This is a genomic window from Aurantimonas marianensis (assembly GCF_024195285.1).
GTDB classification, from domain to species: Bacteria; Pseudomonadota; Alphaproteobacteria; order Rhizobiales; family Rhizobiaceae; genus Aurantimonas; species Aurantimonas marianensis.
In genome coordinates this window covers 1-19,712 of the sequence record NZ_JALHBS010000115.1, presented here as the reverse complement: position 1 = coordinate 19,712, position 19,712 = coordinate 1, and the positions used below count along the sequence as shown (strand labels likewise).

Below are 19,712 nucleotides of genomic sequence, written 5' to 3'. Positions count from 1 at the left end.
TGGCGACCAGTAAGGTTCGAGCGCCGAAGTTTTGTCAAATGACGGTTTGACCACCGGCGGCGGCGAGACGCCCGCCGCCTTGCGGGTGGCCCCGTTTCTCGCCTAGATGCCGCGATGCCCCTTCCCGCGAGCGATGTTCCGATGTCGTCGCCGGCGAACCGGAGAATCAGCAATCCCATGCCGCTGCGTATCGCCACACTGGTCAAAGGCTATCCGCGGCTGTCGGAGACCTTCATCGCCCAGGAAATCGCCGGGCTCGAGGATCGCGGCGTCGCGCAGCTGATCGTCTCGTTGCGCCAGCCGGCGGAAGCGCGGGTTCATCCCGTCCATCGCCGCATCCGCGCCGACGTTCTCTATCTTCCCGAATATCTCAAGGACGATCCGCCGCGGGTGCGCGCCGGCCGCGATTTCGCCGAGCGTCAGCCGGGCTATGGTTTGGCGCGGCGCCTGTTCGAGGCCGATCTCGAGCGTGATCCGACCGCCAACCGCTATCGCCGTTTCGGCCAGGCCTGCGTTCTCGCCCGCGAGCTGCCCGCCGACATCGGCTGGCTTCACACCCACTATCTCCACACCCCGGCCTCGGTCGCCCGCTACGCCGCAACGATCCGCGGCCTGGGCTGGTCTTTCTCGGCGCACGCCAAGGACATCTGGACGACCCAGCCGTGGGAGCTGACCGAAAAGCTCGCTTCGGCGGCTTTCGGGGTCACCTGCACCAAGGTCAATCTCGACTATCTGCGCTCCCTAGCGGCGAACCCGCGCGGGGTCGAACTCGTCTATCACGGCCTCGACCTCTCCGAGATCCGGCCGGTCGACCGGGATCGCCGGCGAAGCGGTCCGTCTCGCATCGTCTCGGTCGGCCGCACCGTGGAAAAAAAGGGCTATGGCGACCTGATCCGCGCGCTGGCCCGGCTGAAAGACCGGGACTGGAGCTTCGAGCATGTCGGCGGCGGGCCGCTGACGGCAAAGCTGCAGGCACAGGCCGACAAGGCCGGCATCGGCGAGCGCATCGTCTGGCATGGCAGCCGCGAGCGCGAGCATGTCTTCAAGCTGCTGGCGGACGCCGACCTGTTCGTGCTGCCGTCCCGCATCGCCAAATCCGGCGATCGCGACGGCCTGCCCAACGTCCTGATGGAAGCCCAGGCCCATCGCCTGCCGGTCGTCTCGACGCGGGTCTCGGCGATCCCGGAACTGGTCGAGGACGGGCGGACCGGACTGCTCGTCGCCGAACGGGATCCGAAAGCGCTCGCCGCCGCGATGGCGCGGCTGATGGACGATCCGCAACTCGCCGATCGCCTCGGCCGGGCCGGCGAGGCAAAGGTTCGCATGCAGTTTTCGCCCGAGCCCGGCATCGACCATGTCGCGCGGCTGCTGACCGAGGCGGCCGAGCGCGCCGCCGCGTGAGCGCCACCCTGTTTCCGCTTGCCCGCGCGGCGCTGGAAGCCGCCCGTGCCGCCGGCCGGATGACCGTTTTCTGGTGGCGCGACGACGATGCGCGCCGGCCGACCGAGCCGCTCACGCGCCTGCTTGCGCTGCGCCGCGCCGCCGGTGTGCCGCTGGCGCTCGCGGTGATCCCCGATGGCATCGAGGCCGGGCTGGCCGAGGCGCTATCCGGTGACGAGGCGGTGGCCGTCCTGTTGCACGGCTGGCGCCACGCCAACCACGCGCCGGAGGGACAAAAACGGTCCGAGTTCGGCGATCACCGGCCGATCGGCGTCATGCTCGACGAAGCGGCGGCGGGCCGGGCGGCGCTGGCCGGTCTGTTTCCCGGTCGCTTCCTGCCGGCGTTCGTGCCGCCCTGGAACCGGATCGGGGAGGGAGTCAGGGCCCGGCTCGCCGAGGCGGGGCTGCCAGGGTTGTCCACATTCGGTCGCACCGCGTCGGCCGGGCTGCACCGGCTGAACACCCATCTCGATCTGATGAACTGGCGCGAGGCGAGGGGGCGGACGCCGGCCGAGGCCGACCGGCTTCTGGCCGCCGAAATCGACCGTCGTCTCGATAGCGGCGGCGATGGCGAGCCGATCGGGTTGCTCAGCCATCATCTGCAGCACGACGAGGCGGCCTGGGCGCTGCTCGGCGCGCTTCTGGAATTCCTCGCACCCGGACCCGACATCCTCTGGCCACCGGCGCAGGCGCTTTTTGACCTGCCGCTTGTCGGCGGGGCCGGCGAGGCCGACGCGGGAGCGGACCGTTCCGAGAACCGGCGCTGATGCAGGGCCCGCTTCTTCGCGCGGCCAGCGTCACCGGGCACCGGTTCGCGGTGAATTCCGATCCATTCGATCCGATGGCACGAACAGGATCGATCCGGTCGATTGCCGCGGAATGCGGGCCGAACCGGTGCCCGTTTTTCCTCGATTTCCGTGCTGGCGCGCGACCGTGCGGGGCGTTTTATTGCTGCCGTCCGCTCGGGAACTCGTTAGGAAGACCGTCGGCGGGCCATGAAGTGACGAAGGCGACGCCTTTGCTCTTGTGTCGGCGCCCAAGCCTTTGATAAGAGAGCCCCGCGCTGATCAGGCGCCGACCATGCCTCGGTTCACAGAATGCGGGCGCGGATGAGCGATGCGGTTTCCGTGTCGACGCCGCGTCTTTCGCGAAGACACCCTGGAGATTTCCGGGGTTCCGGCCGGAGAGGTGGCAGAGTGGTCGAATGCACCGCACTCGAAATGCGGCATACGTGCAAGCGTATCGGGGGTTCGAATCCCCCCCTCTCCGCCAATTTTCTTCGGTACAGCCCGGAGACGTGGGTGACAGATGTAGCGCGCAACTTCAAATGACACCGCGCGCAACTTCAAATGCGCTCTGTTTCGGGTGCCGGTGAGCGCTTCTCAACACCGGTTTGAACGGTGCCCGGCCGAGGCCGTTCAGCACCTTGTCGACCGGCTCCCCATTCGGACCGTGGCAAGCCCCTCGATGACTAGGATCGCGCCCACGTCGCGGCCGTCGATGAGCACGCGGGCGAGCGTGCGGTCGTAGCTGTGGCCTCCGGTCGGTGTCACCGTCACCGCCCGTGCCCTTCTCATCAGCGTCGCAAGCCGGTGACGCGCCTTTTGCGCCAGCCGAGCCTCGGATACCTTCATGCGGAACCCCGAAACATGACCGCGGCGGCATGGGAAAAATGGTGCTTGTACCCCGGCCCGAACGACGACGCGGCGCGCCTCAGCACCAACTGGCTTGGTTCGCCGCGGTATTGTGGAACAACTCGTGGACATTCGCCTCGAGCAACCGGTAGCCGACATTGCCGAACAGCTTTTGCCGGCCTTCGTTGAGGAGGAAGGTCGGGCTGCCCTCGGCGCCGTGCTTGCGGCTCATCTGGTCGTCGGCGGCAAGCCGCGCCAGCGCTTCGGAGGATCGGATCTTGCGGTCGACATCGCTGTAGTCGATGCCGAGACGATCGGCGATCTCCTCCTGGATTCGCCAGTCGGAAACATCCTTCGCCGACACGAAGAAAGCGCGGCGCAGTTCCCAGCTCACGCGGGTGGAAAGCCGGTCGAAGTAAGGCGGTTGCTCGGCTTCGCCACCGCTCGCGTCGGCTTCGACCAGTTCGACCGCCTTGACGAACAGATGCGCGCTCGCCGAGCTTCGCGGCCGGGTTTGGAGCCACAGGCGCTCGTGACCCTCGATATGGGGAAACTTTCGCGCCACCTCGTTGATGTGGCGGTTGAAGCCCTCAAAGCCGCCACGATGTTTCCAGTTCGTCTCGATCTTGCCCCAGGCGTCGGAAAAAACGGGGCAGAAACGCGACTCGATCGCGAGGGCGGCGCCGAACTTCTCCACCAGCGCCTCGAGGCGGCGCTGAGCGACATAGGCCCAGATGCACAGGATGTCGGAATAATACGATAGCTGGACCGTGGCCATGAGGTGTCTCTTCTTGCAACGAAAACGGAAAGCAGGATCGCCAGCGGCGGCTGGCCCGATCAAGCGGTCGGATATTCGTGACCAGCGGCGCGAGGACGCAGATGGTGCCAGAAGCCCCAGCCAAGATCGCCTGATCTCTTCCGGTCATACCGGTTTGTCGGCCGCAACAGCCTCGCGATCATGCCGCTCATATCAGGGCGTCAATTTCGACCGTCACGGGTGCTGGCGCCGAACAGGGCGTAAGCGGGGCAGAAGCGGACCAGCGCGGTGAGGATCAGGATCGTCGCGACGGCGAAAGCCACCCACTGCCAGGCAGAGGCCAGCCCGTAGACGGCATAAAGTGCGAGGGCGACACCGGCAACGATGCGCAGGATGCGGTCGATCTTGCCGATATTGGCGGATTTGAACATGGGGCGATCTCCTTGTCCAGCTCAGGCGGCCGGGCGGCGCTTAGCCGAGCCAGGCGGCGGCGCTCTTGTAGAGCATGTAGAGGGCGACGACGAAGATCAGTCCGGCGAAGGCCGTATTCAGCGCGCCCTTCTTCTCCGCGAGCCCGCGTGCGGCGATGGCGCCGAGCAAACCGCCGGCGATTCCGCCACCGATGAAGGCGAGGGCGAGCGTCCAGAGCACATAACCGGAGAAGGCGTAGCTCAAGGCAGTCGTCAGGCCGAAGGAGGCGACGGCGACGAGCGATGAGCCCACCGCGTTGAGGATCGGCATACCGGTCGAGGCGATCAGCCCCGGCACGATCAGAAAGCCGCCGCCGATGCCGAAGAAGCCCGAGAATGCGCCGGTGGCGGCGCCGAAGCCGAGCACTTTCGGTGCGTTCTCGCGATTGCATTCGGCACCGGCATCGCCCGTACTGCCGCGGCGGCGGAACATCATGACTCCGACGACGAGCATCAGGATGGCGAAAAGAAACAGCAATTGCTGGCCGTCGATGGCCTTCCCAACGGCCGCCCCGCCGAGAGCACCTAGGACGCCGGCGCCGCTGTAGAGCGCGGCGCAACGCCATTTCACATTGCCGTGGCGGGCGTGACTGACCAGATTGGCACCGGCATTGACGGCGACCGCCAGGGCGCTGGTGCCGATCGCCATATGCGCGCCGGGAACGCCGACGAGATAAACCAGCAGCGGCACCGCCAGAATCGAGCCGCCGCCGCCGAACAGGCCGAGTGTGAAGCCGACCAGCGAGCCCGAGAAGGCGCCGAGCAGATATTGGGTGAGATCGAGAGCCATTGGACGCGCTTTCGGCGGCAACTGAGCGCGAGCCGCCTGGGCTCGCGCTTCCGGTTTCTTTTATTGTGGTCGGACGGGAATCAGGACGTCTCGACCGGCAGACCGCATTCGCGCCAGCCCTTGAGGCCGCCCTCGATGCTCCTGGCGGTGTAGCCCATGTCGGTGAGCGTCTTGGCGGCCATGGCCGCGCGGGCGCCGGAGGCGCACAGCACATAGACCGGCTGGTTCGTGTCGAGCGCTATGGTCAAGCAGGTCTCGGCGGTCTCGGCCGAGGGATCGGCGCGCGCTTCCAGAAAGCCGCGCGGGATGTGGACAGACCCGGCGACCCGGCCGGTCTGCGCGAGTTCTCCGGCCTCGCGCACATCCACGATGACGGCGTCTGCGCCGTGCGCCTCGCGCGGCGAAACCGAGCCTGCCGTCGCCATGGCGGCGGCGATGAAGTCTCTGATACCCATGGCCATCAATTGCCTCCCTGAAACCGGTTGGCGGGAATCTTGAAATAGTGGTGCCCGTCATCTTCGGCGGGCGGCAGCCGGCCGCCGCGCAAATTCACCTGCAGCGCGTGCAGCATGCGATCGGGTAGCGGAAGCGTGCGGTCCCGCTTCTCGCGCGTCTCGACGAATTCGCTCTTCGAGGTTCCATCCTTGACGTGGACGTTGCCGCGCTTGTGCTCGTCGACCGTCGCTTCCCATGCCGGCCCGTCGCGCTCGTCCGAGCCATAGTCATGACCGACGAACAGACGCGTGTCGCCGGGAAGCGCGAGAATTGCCTGGATCGAGTCCCAGAGCTCCTTGGCCGAGCCGCCGGGAAAGTCGGCGCGCGACGAGCCCTTGTCGGGATACATCAGCGTGTCGTGCACGAAGGCGGCGTCGCCGACGACATAGGTGATGGAGCCGAGCGTATGGCCTGGCGACAGCATCACCCGCACGTCCAGTTCACCGATCTTGAAGTTCGCTCCGTCTTCCCACAGGACATCGATGTCCCGCGCGGGATCGAAGCCACCGGGCAAATTGTAAAGGCCTTCCCAGAGCGAGGCGATTTCCTTGACCTTCGCCCCGATCGCGGTCGGAGCGCCGAGTTTTTCCTTCAGATAGGCCGAGGCCATCATGTGGTCGGCATGGGGATGGGTGTCGAGGATCCACTCGATCTCCAGACCTTCCCGCTTCACATGGGCGAGAATCTCGTCGGCGCTGTCGGTCGACGTCTGCGCCTCGCTCGGGTCGAAGTTCAACACGACGTCGATCAACGCCGCCTTGCGCGTCGCCGGGTCGGCGCAGACATACTGAATCGAGCCGGTGTCTTCCTCGTAGAAGCCCCAGATGTCGGGACTTCCCTTGCCGCGGGACGGGCTGTGTCGCGTAAGCGTCATTGGCTATCTTCCTTTCCAGATTCAAGGTGGGTTGAGGCATGCCGCGCAAACATCGGCGCTGCCGGATTCAGGCGCCGGATGAGCCCGGGTTCGCGAGACGCAGCCCTATAGCCGAGGATCGGGGCCGGGCAGCCGAGCGAGCGCCCGGCGGCGTCGCTAGAAAAAGCGCCAATGTTTCGCGGGTCATCAGGCCTTCGTCCGCAATCGCCGGGGAAGCGGCCGAGACCTCGCGTTGGCCACGTTGGCTCCTTCGATCTTGCCGCGTGTGCGGCCCGCCCCGCCAGGCTGGAGAGCCGAGTCCGGGCAGAACGCCTTCTGCAAGGCTTCTATGACCAGAAGCAGCTCGCGCCGCGCGATCTTGTAATAGACCGTGGTCCCGACGCGCCGAGCCTCGACCAGCCCGTCGGCCCGCAGCCGCATGAGCTGCTGCGACATCGGAACCTGGTCGATCGAGAGCTCCTCCCGCAATTGACTAACGGGCTTTTCCCCGTCGGCCAGCGCGCAGAGCACGAGCAAGCGTTGAGGGTGGGACAGGCTGGCCATCAAAGCCGCCGCTTCTTCCGAGGCCTGGATCAAGTCGTCTACATTCATGATATTGAATTTAAGGAATTTGAATGTTAGATGCAACCCCAGTTGAAAGCTCTTGGATACCCGAGGGGCCGGCCCCGGCCCGGCGGTTCGCGAAGGAAACGATGATGACGCTCGATCGTGTGGTATTGTCTTTTGCGGGATTGATGGTCCTGCTGTCGGTGGCGCTTGGCCTGTATGTTTCTCCCTACTGGCATCTGTTGACGGTCTTCGTCGGCCTCAATCTGATCCAGTCCGCGTTCACCGGCTTTTGCCCGGCCGCCATCGTGTTCAGAAAACTCGGCGTGAAGCCGGGTTGCGCTTTTTCCTGACGGCTGAGGCGGGCCGCTCGATCGGCCCGTCAGCCAGAACCTGTGATGCGGAGACCTTTCATGGAATCGTTGCGGTCCGGAGGGTTCATGATCCTTGCCGCCGTGATGTCGTGGTCGGCCGCAGGCGCGGCGGAGTTCGTCGTGCACGCGCGGACGATCGAGGAAACGAAGGCCGTCTTCGGTCAGGTCGAGAGCCGCGACGTGGTGCCCGCCCGGGCCCGCATTGGCGGGACGCTTCGGCAGGTTTCGGTCGATGAAGGCGCGCAGGTCGAGAAGGGCGAGGAGATCGCGCTTGTCGTGGACGACAAGATCGCGCTCCAGCTCGACGCCGCCGACGCGCAGATCCGCGCGCTGCAATCGCAGATGGCCAACGCAAGGAGCGATTTGACCCGCGCGGAGCAATTGTTGAAGCGCGGGATCGCGCCGCAGTCGCGCGTCGACCAGGCCCGTTCCCAAGTCGACGTCCTGACCAATCAGATCACCGCCGCCGAGGCCGACCGTGCGGTCATTGAGCAGTCCTCCCGCGAAGGCGAGGTTCTTGCGCCGGCATCGGGTCGGATCCTGACGCTTCCGGTGACGCAGGGCTCGGTCATCATGGCCGGCGAAACGGTCGCCCGTGTCGCCGGCGGGGGATATTTCCTCCGGCTGTCGCTGCCCGAACGCCACGCGGCGTCGATCGTCGAGGGTGACACGGTCAAGGTCGGACAACGAATGGTGTCGCGCTCGGCCAACGGTCATCCGCCGGAACTGCGCGAAGGCCGCCTGGTTCAGGTCTATCCGGAAATTACCGAGGGCAAGGTTCAGGCCGATGTCGAGGTGAAGGGGCTCGGCGACTATTTTGTCGGCGAAAGGACCTTGGTCTGGATTCCCGTCGGTCGCCGGGATGCCATTGCCATCCCGCCGGAAGCGGTGACCACGCGGCACGGCGTGGATTATGTCCGCCTGGCAGCCGAACCGAACCCGCTTGATGTGGCTGTTATCCTCGGCGACAGGGTCGTGGTGGACGGAAGCGAAAGCGTCGAGGTCCTGAGCGGCCTGCGCGAGGGCGACCGGATCCTGCTGCCATGAATCTCGGCATCGCCGGTCGTCTGACCAAGAGCTTCATCAATTCGCCGCTGACGCCGCTCTTCCTGCTCGCGGCCTTCGCGCTCGGGTTGGTCGCGCTGGTTTCCCTGCCGCGCGAGGAAGAGCCTCAAATCTCGGTGCCGATGGTCGACATTCGTGTGCGCGCGGACGGGCTCAAGGCGGAAGATGCGGTCAAGCTTGTCACCGAACCGCTGGAAACAATCGTCAAGAGCATCAACGGCGTCGAGCACGTCTATTCCCAGACGGAGGACGACGGCGCCCTTGTCACCGCGCGGTTCGAGGTCGGCACCAGCGCGGACGCGGCGATCCTGCGGGTTCATGACAAGGTTTTCGCCAATCTAGACCGCATCCCGGTCGGCATCCCGGAGCCGCTCATCGTCGGACGCGGCATCGACGACGTCGCCATTGCCGTCGTCACCTTGACGCCGACCGCCGAAGCCGCCGAACGCTGGACGGCCAACGGTCTGACCCGACTCGCGCGCGAACTCCAGGTCGAACTGTCGAAGCTGCCCGATATCGGCCTTACCTACATCGTCGGACAGCAGCCCGAAGAGATCAGGATCGAGCCGGACCCAGAGCGCCTGTCGCTCTACGGGATCACGCTGCAGCAGCTCACCGGAAAAATTCAGGGAGCCAACCGCTCGTTCCAGGCCGGACTGATCCGCGAAGGCGGCCAGCAAGAGGTGCTTGTCGCCGGGCAGACGTTGCAGACGCTTCCCGAGATCGGCAATCTCCTGCTCACCGCCCGCGACGGCCGTCCGGTCTATGTGCGCGATGTCGCAGATGTGGTGCTCGCCACGGACCCCAACGAAACGCGGGTGTCCGCGGTGCGCAGGAGCAGGGAGGATCTGGAGCGCGTGCCGGCGGTTTCCCTGGCGATCGCCAAGCGGGCGGGAACCAACGCCGTGGTCATCGCGGAAGAAATCGTCCATCGCCTGGAACAGGTGCGCGGACAGATCTTCCCGGCGGATGTCGAGATGACGATCACGCGCAACTATGGCGAGTCGGCCAACGAAAAAGCCAACGAGCTGCTCTTTCATCTGGGCTTGGCGACGATCTCGATCGTCGTACTGGTAGCCTTTGCGATCGGTTGGCGCGAGGCGATGGTCGTGGCCATCGTGATTCCGACGACGATCCTGCTGACGCTCTTCGCCTCCTGGCTGATGGGCTACACCCTCAACCGCGTCAGTCTTTTCGCGCTGATCTTCTCGATCGGCATTCTGGTCGACGATGCCATCGTGGTCATCGAGAACATCGCCCGCCATTGGGCGATGAAGGACGGGCGCGGCCGCGCCGAAGCGGCGATCGAAGCTGTGGCCGAGGTCGGCAATCCGACCATTGTGGCGACATTGACGGTGGTGGCGGCGCTTTTGCCCATGCTCTTCGTTTCCGGGCTGATGGGTCCCTATATGAGCCCGATTCCCGCCAATGCCTCGGCGGCGATGCTTTTTTCCTTCTTCGTCGCGGTGATGCTGACGCCCTGGCTGATGCTCAAGCTCGGCGGCAAGGGTGGGCACGGGGGTTCGAAGGGCGATCACGACGCGATCGGACGTCTCGGCCGCTCCTACATGGCGGTCGCGCGTCCGATCCTGAAGACGCGGGCGCGGTCCTGGCTGTTTCTCGTTATCGTGGGTGTGGCGACGGCGGCATCGCTTTCGCTGTTTTACACCAAGGACGTCACCGTCAAGCTTCTGCCCTTCGACAACAAGAGCGACCTCCAGGTCGTGGTCGACCTGCCGGAGGGCTCTACGATCGAGGATACCGATCGCGCGCTCCAAGCGATCGTGGAGCGGATGTCGCCGATCCCCGAGGTCGTCTCCTTTCAGACCTATGCCGGGACGTCGGCGCCGTTCAACTTCAACGGCCTGGTCCGGCACTACTATCTGCGAGCCTCGGCGGAGATGGGCGACGTTCAGGTAAACCTTCTTCCCAAGGCCGAGCGCGACCGGACCAGCCACGATGTTGCCCTGGACATTCGCAACCGTCTTGCCGGACTCGACCTGCCCGAGGGAACGAGCGTCAAGGTGGTGGAGCCGCCGCCCGGGCCGCCGGTGCTCGCCACGCTGCTAGCAGAGATCTATGGCCCCGATGCGCAAACGCGCCGGGCCGTGGCGCAGAAGGTGCGCGAGATCTTCGCGTCGGTCCCGTTCATTGTCGATATCGATGATTCCTACGGTGTCCGGGCCACGCGCGCGCGCGCCAGTATCGACCAGGACAACCTCGAATATGATCGGGTCGAGCAAGGCGATATCTACGATACGATCCGGGCGCTCTACTCCGGCAACACGGTGGGGTATTCGCATCGCGGCGAGGGACGTCAGCCGATCCCGATCCGGATCGGGCTGGCAAAAGGCGACCGGCGGCTCGATGAGCGAGCGCTCGCCACGCCCGTTCCCGCCAATGCCTTGCCGGGCGAGCGCGGCATCGTGGAACTGGGCGACGTCGTGGCGATCAGGCGGGAGCCCGCCTCGTTCCCGGTGTTTCGCCGTAACGGGCGGGCCGCGGAAATGGTGACGGCGGAACTCGCCGGCATGTTCGAAGCGCCGATCTACGGCATGCTGGCCGTGGAGGACGCGATCGAAGAGGCCGACTGGGGCGACCTGCCCAAGCCGGTTATCGCCTACAACGGTCAGCCGGATGACGAGAGCCGCCCGACGCTTCTGTGGGACGGCGAATGGGAGGTCACCTGGGTGACCTTCCGGGACATGGGCGCGGCCTTCATGGTGGCGATTCTTGCCATCTACATTCTCGTCGTCGCCCAGTTCAGCTCCTTCAAGCTGCCGCTGGTCATCCTGACGCCAATTCCGCTCACCTTCATCGGGATCATGTTCGGCCACTGGCTGTTCGCCGCGCCGTTCTCGGCGACCTCGATGATCGGCTTCATCGCGCTCGCCGGCATCATCGTGCGCAATTCCATTTTGCTGGTCGATTTCGTTCGCCATACCCGCCACCCGGATCGCCCGCTCGCCGACGTGCTCCTGGAAGCCGGCGCGATCCGCTTCAAGCCGATCCTCTTGACCGCGCTCGCCGCCATGATCGGCGCGGGCGTGATCCTGACCGACCCGATCTTCCAGGGGCTGGCGATCTCGCTGCTGTTCGGGCTTGCGTCATCCACCGTGCTGACCGTTCTGGTCATCCCGGCGATCTATGTGGCACTGCGGGGCGAGGGCTCGCCCAAGACCCCCGTGGGGGATATGGAGCGGACCGAGGTGGCATCCGGCTGATTGGTCGCTCGACGACAGGACGCTGGACTTGACGCCGAGCCGCCTCGCGGATCGTTCGCGTGTCTGCCCACGCGAACAGGCAGCGAGGATCGCCCTTGGTCCAACGCGAGCACGGCCGCCTGGCTGAAGCGCCGGGTCAGTTCTTGCCTGTGCTCCTTTCTGCCAACAGGCCGGCGAAGAGGCGTTGGTCCGCCGATGATCTTCGGCGACTCCCGTCGGACCGTTGGTGCTCCCATGCTGCGATGCACGCTTTGACCTGGATCAAGCGAAATGCGCTCTCTCGCGAGACGAGCCCTGTTCTGCGGCCGCGTCACGCCAGCCGTGCCCGAAGCCTTAATTTTTCGTTAAAAATCAGGATGATGGCGTGTCATGCTGGGCGCGGTGTCTGAAATGGCGCGAAGCATGATCGAATTGTGCGGCGCAGAGATCGGCACCCCGCGGGCCGATCCGATCTGGACGACGTGTCTATGCCTGTCGACGTGGCGTGCCACAGGCGGAGGGCGGCGGCCAGCCGCCCTCCTCGTTTCGCGTGGCGTGGACGCTGATCGTTTGGTCAGCTCGAAGGGACGATCACCATCTGGTGGGCCGTGCCCTCGACCTTCACCTCGCTGATCGTGCTCAGGTCGTTGACGTCCAGCACCCAGAACTTGGGTTCCTCGGCGCTGCTGACGTAGATCTTGCCTGTTCCCGGGATCGTTCTCAGGTGATAGGGCGCCGGCGCCAGCTCCGCGAAGCTTACCGCGCCGCTGTCGATGTCGACCCGGCCGATCCGGCCGGTCTCCCGCACCGCCGCGAAGAGCGTCTTGCCGTCCTCGGACAAATCGAGGCCGTGCAGCATTCCGCCCATCTCGAAGTTGCGGCGGACCGTCATCGTCTCCGGGTCGATCTCGCTGACCGTGCCGTCGCCGTCATTGGTGACATACAGGGCGCTTTCGTCCGCGGCCATCACCAGATGCCCGGGATTCGCGCCAGTGGCGGCCTTCGGCCCCACTGTCCAGCCATCGACGGCGATGCGGCTGACGATGCCGGCGCCGGCACTGCCGACGAACAGCGCCTTTCCATCCTGACTGAAGATGGCGTAGTTCGGCGTCGCCGCGGTCTTTATCGTGGTGATCAGTTCGAAGTCCTCGAGCCCGATCACCGAGACCGCATCGGCGTTGATCAGCGTCACCACGGCGAAGCGCCCATCCGGGCTGACCGCGACGTGATGCACGGCGCCCGGCACATCGACCTTGCGCAGGATCTCGCCGCTTTCGCGCTCGATGATCGAAACCGTGCTGACGAGCTCTTCGGACGATTTCTCGGAGGTCTTCTCCGACATCCCGTGGTGCGCCTCGTGGTCCTCCTCGGACACGCCGGCAGGTTTGTCGGGCGCCTCTCCCGCCGGGCGGGCGGAGAGGCTTCCGGCGATCAGCAGACGCCCGTCCGGGGTTCCAGCCAGCCCATGCACGGCCTCGGTTCCGGCAATGCGTCCGACCTCGGCGTCCCTCGCCGCGTCGATGGCCAGAATCTGATTTTCCTCGCCGAGCGGTATGTAGACCAGCGGCTCCGCATGGGTGGAACCGAGGCCGAAGAGCATCATCGCCACAGCGATCGGTGCCGCCGAGTGGAGGAAGTATCTGTGGGTTCTCATCATTGTCTCCAATTCTTTTCGGGATTCAGCATTTGCGACAGGAACGGCCGGCGCGGCGCAGACCCGGCGCTGCCGGGGCGGCTGCATCGCAAGGCGGCGTCGCGGCAGGGAGCCGCGATCGACGCCGACCGTCCGTAAAGATCAGCTGATCGGAGGGTGGTGGGGCGGGCTTTCCGTCCGTTCCCGGAGCGGGTCGCAGACCGTTGCGATCACCCGGTTCGATTCTTGCGCTCGCAGTAGCGGGCGCTCCGGAGCGACGAAGAAATGCACACATGGCGCGTGCTGAGGGCACGCAGCGGTCGCGAGAAGGACTTGCCAGGCATCGGCCTGACCATCTGTGGCGGCAGCGCTGAGGAAACAGCCGCCGGTCTCATCCTCGGCCGGTGCGCTCATCTCGACCGTCGACCAGCCGCATCCGGTGATTGTCATGGCCATCGGCCCGGCCGCGGTTCCGTGGCCGAGGCCGGAGAGCACGAGGGCAAGGACGACGAGAACGCCGACAAGCAGCCTGAACGCCGACCGGCGCATGCCAAGCATCAGATCCTGTCGTCGCCAGTCGTGTCCCGATCGTGTCGTGACCGTCCGCATGGTTCGCCTTTCCGTCGCAGGCCCCGGGCTTGGTGGGTGTCAAGCGCCGTCTTCCCTTGGGGCCGCCGCCGAGATGCCCTGCCGTGCGGGCTCCTGGCGGCGGTCTGCTCAGAACGTCCTTTGCCAGCCGCGCATGTGTCGGCTCATTGTTTCTTTCTCTCCGGCTGCCAGGCCATTCCGGCATCGAGCTTGTAGGACCAGGGAAGCCCGGCGTTCTGCCATCCGTTCACATCGCGCCGGCCGTTCTTTTTGTTGGTATCACCCTCGAAGCCCTCGACGATGCTCCAGACATTGCTGTAGCCGGCTTTGGCAAGCGCCGCCGCCGCCGCCGCCGACCGCCCGCCCGAGCGGCACATCACGAAGACCGGATCGTCCTTGTCGCGCCCCTCGCGCGCCATCACGGCGTCGACACCGGTGATGAAGTCTGGATTGCGCGCCATCGCATAGCCGCCGCGCTTGGGGTCGAAATCGTGCGTGGCGAAGGCGAGCGGGACATTGGCGTCCGTCCCCTCGGCATTGCCGACAAAGTTGATTTCAAGCGGGTCGCGAACGTCGATGAAGACGATGCCTGGCTCCTCGGTCAGGGCTTCGTGCGCATCCTCGGGCGTCAGGTAGAGCCCGAGCGGCGTTGTCTTGCCCTTTGGCAGGGCGCGCGCATCGACGCTGCTGTCGATTTCGCCCGCAAAGGCAGGAAAGGCGGCGAGAACCGCGGCGGCCATGAGGGCCGCTACTCGGAATTTCATAATGCTGGTCTCCTTTCGATGGGGAGCACGGCGCGCCGGGCGTGCCGCGGGATGTATCCAAAGATGGGCAGTTGCGGATCCATCGAATCGGCTCCCGTTCGGATCATCCGCGTCGTCTGCGAGCTGGTGCGACGGTTTCGGTCGAAGCTAGGCGCGGTGCCTTTCGCGGGATTTGACATGGATCAAGTCGATGGGGCGTCCAGCGTATTATATTCACATATCCGTGTATTATAATATTCAAATATAGGAGGATCATGATGGCACTGTCATGGAAAACAGGAGGCGTGCTGCTGGGCCTGGTATTCTTCCTGGCGGTCGCGCTGGTGAAGCCCATCGGCGTCTCCACCCAGTTCGTGATCCTCGACGGGATTCTGTGGAACGCCGTCGACACCTCGATCGTGGTCGAGGATGTCGCCAGCAAGACCGGCTTTGCCTCGCCCAACGCCTATCTGGACAAGAGCGGCGGAAGTTATGCCCAGGCGGTCGCCAACCCGCTCAACTACGGCTTCGTCTTCGTCGTCGCCATCCTGATCGGCGCGGCGGTGTCGGGTTGGCTGCGCGGCAGCTTCCGCGAGGCGAACCGCTTCATGCCCGAGGTCTGGCTGGCCAATTTCGGGCACACACCGGCGCTTCGCTTCGTCGCCGCCTTCCTCGGCGGGTTCCTGGTGCTCTACGGCGCCCGGTTGGCGGGGGGCTGCACCTCCGGGCACATGATGAGCGGCATCATGCAGTCTGCCGTCTCCGGCTACATCTTCGCGGCGGGCGCCTTCCTTGCGGCGATTCCGACCGCCATGCTCCTCTATCCACGGGAGGTCTGACATGACCATCATTCTCGCCCTTTTGATCGGCGGCGCCTTCGGATTCGCTCTGGATCGCGCCGGCGCCACCAGCCCAAACCTGATCATCGGCATGCTGAGCTTGCGTGTGCTGCACCTGATGAAGACCATCCTGCTGGCGATTGGCACCGCCTCGGTGCTCATGTTCGCCGGGCAGATGGCGGGGCTGGTCGAGGTCGGCAACATGTCGGTAAAGGCCGCCTATGGTGGGGTCTTCCTCGGCGGCATCCTGCTCGGCCTCGGCTGGGTGGTTTCGGGCTTCTGCCCCGGCACGGGGCTCGCCGCGGCCGCGACCGGGCGCTGGGACGGGCTGGTCTTCGCCGGCGGCGGGCTGGTCGGCGCGGCGGCCTTCATGCTGACCTATCCCTGGTTTGAAGGCAGCTTCCTGATGGAAGAGATCGCCGGCGGAAAGGCCACCGTCGGAGCCGTACCCGGCACCGACTATCCGGCGCTCGTCACGGGCTTGCCGGGCGATGTGATCGGCATCGCGCTGGGGCTGGTCTTCATCGCCGTTGCCTTCGCGTTGCCGGACCGGCTGTCGGGCAGCCGAGCCCGCGCGGTTCCGGCGGAGTAGGTGCCGATTCCCTGATGCGGTGAGGGGCCCGCATTCTTCCCGGGCCCCGACCCCGAGATTCTCGCGTGGAGCCGATGACGAAGGGTGCGGCGGCGATCGTCTTGATCGCCCCGCACCCTCGAATTCTGGTTGTCGTCCGGCGGCCTCGCCGGAATCGCGCCAGGTCGGCGGTTTTTCTTCCAAGCGACACGGTGCGTCGAGCCGCCGAGGCCCCCGCCGGGTCACACACTGCCCCGGCGACGACGGCCGGGAGTGTGCGCAGCCCGTCGACGTTGAGGATCGTGCGATCTTCCGGTTTCGCTGAAATTGATCTTGGCACGGCTGTGTCGGCGTCCTACGCATTCTTCGGTGGACCGTCGAAGAATGCAATCAGGACGATCGGGACGCTTGTACCGACTGGCGCCGAGTCAACTCCGCTGACCCCCGCCCGCCCGAAGCCTGAAAAAACCGGAGATCGAGATGTGGTCTGGAGTCATGCCCGCCGTGACGACGAAGTTCGGCGAAGAGGCCGGCCTCGACCGCGCCGAGAACGAGCGCTGCTTCGCCATTCAGATGGATGCCGGTTGTGACGGCCTGATCGTCTGCGGGTCGCTCGGCGAAGGCCCGATGCTGACCTTGGCCGAAAAACTCGAGCTTCTCGGGATCGCGAAATCGACCGCCAAAGGCAAGCCGGTGCTGATGACGGTCGCCGCCGCTTCCACTGCCGAATCCTGCGACATCGCCAGGGCCGCCGCTAAATCCGGGGCCGACGGGCTGATGATCGTCCCGAGCCTCGTCTATTTCACCGACCGCCGGGAGACGCTCGATACGCTGCGGGCGGTGGTCGAGGCGGGCGATCTTCCGGCGATGATCTACTCCAACCGGGTCGCCTACAAGGTCGACGTCACCCCGGACATGATGGAGGATCTCGCGCCTGACGAACGTTTCGTCGCGATCAAGGAATCCAGCGACGACATCCGGCGCACGACCGAAATCATCAACCGCCTCGGCGATCGCTACGACGTCTTCACCGGTGTCGACAATCTGGCCTTCGAGGCATTGGCGGTCGGAGCGGTCGGCTGGGTGGCCGGCCTCGTGGTCGCGTTTCCTCGCGAAACCGTTGCGATCTACCGCCTGATGAAGGACGGCAGAGCGGATGAGGCGCTCGGCATCTATCGCTGGTTCCGACCGTTGCTCGATCTCGACGTGTCCCGCTATCTCGTACAGAACGTCAAGCTGGCGGAAGTTCACGCCATCCAATCGAACGACCGGGTCCGCCTGCCGCGTCAGCCGCTCCAGGGCGCCGAGCGCCAGCGGGTGGAGAAGGTGATCGCCGACGCCTTGGCGACCCGCCCTCAGCTTCCGTCTTTCGCCTGAGGCCGGTATCGGATGAATCCATCGCCAGATCAAAGGGTCGATGTCGCCATTGTCGGCTCGGGTATCGTGGGCATTTCGATCGCCCACGCGCTCGTTCGGGATGGCCTGACGGTCATGCTCGTCGATCGGGAAGGCGTCGCCTGCGGCGCGAGCCGCGGCAATGCCGGTGCGCTCGCCTATTCGGACGTGTTGCCGCTGGCTTCGCCCGGCATCATGCGAAAGGCCCCCCGCTGGCTCCTCGATCCGGCCGGACCGCTGACGATCCGACCGGGGTACCTGTTGCCGATAGCGCCATGGCTTCTCCGGTTCTGGCGGGCGAGTTTTCCCGCAGCGGCGGCGCGCTCGATGGCGGCGCAGGTCGCGCTCATGAAACTTGCTCGGAGTGAGATGCAGCGTCAGGTCGCGGAGGCGTCGCTGTCGCGCATGCTGGTCAGCGACGGCGCCCTCGAACTCTACGAGAGCGAGGCTGAACGGGATGCCGCGCGCCCGGGCTGGGACGCGCGCGGCCGGGAAGGCATCCGGTTCGAGCATGTCGGCAGAGACATGATCGACGAATTGCAGCCGGGGCTGGACCGCCGCTTCTCGCATGGGACTTTCCTGCCCGAGTGGCAGTCGGTCACCGACCCCTATGACTTTGCCGTGGCGCTCGCCGACAGGTTGCGGGAACGCGGCGTTTCGTTTCGCACCCGCGAGGTCGCGGCGATCGAGCCGGGCGAGGATGGCGTCGTCCTTCGCTGTGCCGGCGGGCAGGCGATCCGCGCGAGACAGGCCGTGATCGCGGCTGGGGCGTGGTCGAAAAGCCTCGCCGCGTCGGTCGGCGACAAGATCCCCCTCGATACCGAGCGGGGCTACAACACGACGCTGCCGTCGGGCGCGTTCGACCTCCGGCGCCATCTGACCTTCGGCGGCCACGGCTTCGTGGTGACTCGGCTGTCGTCCGGCATCCGGGTCGGCGGGGCGGTCGAGTTCGGCGGGTTGCGCCTGCCACCGAACATGCATCGGGCCGACGTGATGCTGGCCAAGGCCAAGGCCTTCGTGCCGGCGCTCGATACGACGGGCGGCGAAAAATGGATGGGCTATCGGCCGTCGCTTCCCGATTCCCTGCCGGTGATCGGTCGCTCGCCCCGTGCGCCGTCGGTTCTCTATGCCTTCGGGCACGGCCATCTCGGCCTGACGCAATCGGCCGCCACGGGCCGCCTCGTATCCGACCTCGTCGCCCGCCGCCGGACCGCGATCGACGTCGCGCCGTTCCGGCCCAACCGGTTCTAGGCCGCGCATCTAGGAGCAACGAGCAATGGCACGTCACACCTTCTTCTGCATCGACGGACATACCTGCGGCAACCCGGTCCGGCTCGTCGCCGGCGGCGGGCCGACGCTGGTGGGGGACACGATGATCGAGAAGCGCGCCCACTTCCTGCGCGACTACGACTGGATCCGCACCGGCCTGATGTTCGAGCCGCGCGGTCACGACATGATGTCGGGTGCGATCCTTTATCCCCCGACGCGGCCGGACTGCGATACGGCGATCCTCTTCATCGAGACATCCGGATGCCTCGCCATGTGCGGCCACGGCACGATCGGCACCGTGACGATGGGCCTTGAGAACGGCCTCATCCGTCCCCGCGAACCGGGCGTGGTCCGGCTCGATACGCCCGCCGGACTCGTCGTCGCGACCTATACTGAGGCTGACGGTTACGTCGCCGAGGGTCGACTGACGAACGTTCCGGCCTTCCTGTTCCGCGAGGGATTGGAAGTAAAAAGCCCGCATCTTGGCCGGCTCACCGTCGACGTCGCCTATGGCGGTAATTTCTACGCGATCGTGGATCGCCAGGAGAATTTCCACGACATGGCGGCGTTCTCGGCCGGGCAACTCGTGGAGATGTCAGGCGCGCTCCGCCAGGCGCTGAACGACGCCTACCCCTTCGTCCATCCGGAAAAGCCGGAGATCAACGGTCTCAGCCATATCCTGTGGACCGGGGAGCCGACCCGACCGGAGGCGACAGCCCGCAATGCGGTCTTCTACGGCGACAAGGCGATCGACCGCAGCCCCTGCGGCACCGGCACCTCGGCGAGGATGGCGCAATGGGCCGCCAGGGGCCAGTTGAAGCCGGGCGACGACTTCGTCCATGAAAGCATCATCGGCTCGCTGTTTCGCGGCCGTGTCGAGGATAGCGCGCGGGTCGGCGACCTGCCGGCGATCGTGCCGTCGGTGGCCGGCTGGGCGCGGATGACGGGTCTCAACACCATCTTCATCGACGACCGCGATCCCCTCGCGACGGGCTTCCAGGTCGTCTGAGTTCAGCGAATGAGAGG

At 65.8% G+C, this 19,712-nt stretch carries 20 protein-coding genes and 1 tRNA gene; 11 read left to right on the top strand and 10 right to left on the bottom strand.

Features of this window, described 5'->3' with window-relative positions; genetic code table 11:
- Positions 1-177: 177 nt before the first annotated feature.
- The 3 genes from MJ956_RS17540 to MJ956_RS17530 all read left to right on the top strand — a co-directional run bounded on the left by MJ956_RS17540 (position 178) and on the right by MJ956_RS17530 (position 2,712).
- Positions 178-1,401 (top strand): glycosyltransferase, encoded by a 1,224-nt coding sequence (locus tag MJ956_RS17540; protein WP_253965731.1) that lies wholly within the window; start codon positions 178-180, stop codon positions 1,399-1,401.
- Positions 1,398-2,207, top strand: a complete 810-nt coding sequence (locus MJ956_RS17535; protein WP_253965730.1) for a polysaccharide deacetylase family protein — start codon at positions 1,398-1,400, stop codon at positions 2,205-2,207. Before MJ956_RS17540 ends, MJ956_RS17535 begins: the two co-directional genes overlap by 4 nt.
- A 415-nt stretch (positions 2,208-2,622) precedes the next feature.
- Positions 2,623-2,712 (top strand) — tRNA-Ser (locus MJ956_RS17530).
- A gap of 146 nt (positions 2,713-2,858) precedes the next feature.
- Here MJ956_RS17530 and MJ956_RS17525 read toward each other — a convergent pair.
- The 7 genes from MJ956_RS17525 to MJ956_RS17495 all read right to left on the bottom strand — a co-directional run bounded on the left by MJ956_RS17525 (position 2,859) and on the right by MJ956_RS17495 (position 7,051).
- Positions 2,859-3,074 carry a thermonuclease family protein gene (locus MJ956_RS17525; RefSeq protein WP_253965729.1) on the bottom strand — a complete coding sequence of 72 codons (216 nt, stop codon included), beginning with the start codon at positions 3,072-3,074 and terminating at the stop codon, positions 2,859-2,861.
- Positions 3,075-3,153: 79 nt separating this feature from the next.
- The gene (locus tag MJ956_RS17520) at positions 3,154-3,852 is read right to left on the bottom strand and encodes a DsbA family oxidoreductase (protein WP_253965728.1); all 699 of its coding nucleotides are present in this window, start codon (positions 3,850-3,852) and stop codon (positions 3,154-3,156) included.
- Between the two features lie 200 nt (positions 3,853-4,052).
- The gene (locus MJ956_RS17515) at positions 4,053-4,262 is read right to left on the bottom strand and encodes a YgaP family membrane protein (RefSeq protein WP_253965727.1); all 210 of its coding nucleotides are present in this window, start codon (positions 4,260-4,262) and stop codon (positions 4,053-4,055) included.
- 40 nt (positions 4,263-4,302) lie between these two features.
- Positions 4,303-5,091, bottom strand: coding sequence for a sulfite exporter TauE/SafE family protein (locus tag MJ956_RS17510; protein WP_253965726.1), 789 nt, complete (start codon positions 5,089-5,091; stop codon positions 4,303-4,305).
- 80 nt (positions 5,092-5,171) lie between these two features.
- Positions 5,172-5,552: a rhodanese-like domain-containing protein gene (locus MJ956_RS17505; protein ID WP_253965725.1), complete on the bottom strand. Its 381-nt coding sequence runs from the start codon at positions 5,550-5,552 to the stop codon at positions 5,172-5,174.
- Positions 5,552-6,460 carry an MBL fold metallo-hydrolase gene (locus MJ956_RS17500; protein WP_253965724.1) on the bottom strand — a complete coding sequence of 303 codons (909 nt, stop codon included), beginning with the start codon at positions 6,458-6,460 and terminating at the stop codon, positions 5,552-5,554. Before MJ956_RS17500 ends, MJ956_RS17505 begins: the two co-directional genes overlap by 1 nt.
- A 186-nt stretch (positions 6,461-6,646) precedes the next feature.
- On the bottom strand, positions 6,647-7,051 hold the full coding sequence (locus MJ956_RS17495) for an ArsR/SmtB family transcription factor (RefSeq protein ID WP_253965723.1): 405 nt from the start codon (positions 7,049-7,051) through the stop codon (positions 6,647-6,649).
- Between the two features lie 104 nt (positions 7,052-7,155).
- On the opposite strand from MJ956_RS17495, the gene MJ956_RS17490 reads away from it, so the two are divergent.
- The 3 genes from MJ956_RS17490 (at position 7,156) to MJ956_RS17480 (ending at position 11,669) form a co-directional block, all read left to right on the top strand.
- Positions 7,156-7,359: a YgaP family membrane protein gene (locus tag MJ956_RS17490; RefSeq protein ID WP_253965765.1), complete on the top strand. Its 204-nt coding sequence runs from the start codon at positions 7,156-7,158 to the stop codon at positions 7,357-7,359.
- A gap of 87 nt (positions 7,360-7,446) precedes the next feature.
- Positions 7,447-8,427: an efflux RND transporter periplasmic adaptor subunit gene (locus tag MJ956_RS17485; protein ID WP_253965722.1), complete on the top strand. Its 981-nt coding sequence runs from the start codon at positions 7,447-7,449 to the stop codon at positions 8,425-8,427.
- On the top strand, positions 8,424-11,669 hold the full coding sequence (locus tag MJ956_RS17480; protein ID WP_253965721.1) for an efflux RND transporter permease subunit: 3,246 nt from the start codon (positions 8,424-8,426) through the stop codon (positions 11,667-11,669). Before MJ956_RS17485 ends, MJ956_RS17480 begins: the two co-directional genes overlap by 4 nt.
- A gap of 553 nt (positions 11,670-12,222) precedes the next feature.
- Here MJ956_RS17480 and MJ956_RS17475 read toward each other — a convergent pair.
- The 3 genes from MJ956_RS17475 to MJ956_RS17465 all read right to left on the bottom strand — a co-directional run bounded on the left by MJ956_RS17475 (position 12,223) and on the right by MJ956_RS17465 (position 14,633).
- Positions 12,223-13,302, bottom strand: coding sequence for a YncE family protein (locus MJ956_RS17475; protein ID WP_253965720.1), 1,080 nt, complete (start codon positions 13,300-13,302; stop codon positions 12,223-12,225).
- Between the two features lie 141 nt (positions 13,303-13,443).
- Positions 13,444-13,890, bottom strand: coding sequence for a hypothetical protein (locus MJ956_RS17470; RefSeq protein WP_253965719.1), 447 nt, complete (start codon positions 13,888-13,890; stop codon positions 13,444-13,446).
- A 143-nt stretch (positions 13,891-14,033) separates the two neighbouring features.
- The gene (locus MJ956_RS17465; RefSeq protein WP_253965718.1) at positions 14,034-14,633 is read right to left on the bottom strand and encodes a rhodanese-like domain-containing protein; all 600 of its coding nucleotides are present in this window, start codon (positions 14,631-14,633) and stop codon (positions 14,034-14,036) included.
- A 257-nt stretch (positions 14,634-14,890) separates the two neighbouring features.
- Between MJ956_RS17465 and MJ956_RS17460 the strand changes: the two genes are divergently transcribed.
- The 5 genes from MJ956_RS17460 (at position 14,891) to MJ956_RS17440 (ending at position 19,695) form a co-directional block, all read left to right on the top strand.
- Positions 14,891-15,451 carry a YeeE/YedE thiosulfate transporter family protein gene (locus tag MJ956_RS17460; RefSeq protein WP_253965717.1) on the top strand — a complete coding sequence of 187 codons (561 nt, stop codon included), beginning with the start codon at positions 14,891-14,893 and terminating at the stop codon, positions 15,449-15,451.
- A gap of 1 nt (position 15,452) precedes the next feature.
- A complete protein-coding gene (locus tag MJ956_RS17455) occupies positions 15,453-16,043 on the top strand; it encodes a DUF6691 family protein (protein WP_253965716.1) in 591 nt (196 codons plus the stop codon).
- 459 nt (positions 16,044-16,502) lie between these two features.
- Positions 16,503-17,399: a dihydrodipicolinate synthase family protein gene (locus tag MJ956_RS17450; protein WP_253965715.1), complete on the top strand. Its 897-nt coding sequence runs from the start codon at positions 16,503-16,505 to the stop codon at positions 17,397-17,399.
- Positions 17,400-17,411: 12 nt separating this feature from the next.
- On the top strand, positions 17,412-18,668 hold the full coding sequence (locus MJ956_RS17445; RefSeq protein WP_253965714.1) for an NAD(P)/FAD-dependent oxidoreductase: 1,257 nt from the start codon (positions 17,412-17,414) through the stop codon (positions 18,666-18,668).
- Positions 18,669-18,693: 25 nt separating this feature from the next.
- Positions 18,694-19,695 (top strand): 4-hydroxyproline epimerase, encoded by a 1,002-nt coding sequence (locus MJ956_RS17440; RefSeq protein ID WP_253965713.1) that lies wholly within the window; start codon positions 18,694-18,696, stop codon positions 19,693-19,695.
- Positions 19,696-19,712 lie beyond the last annotated feature (17 nt).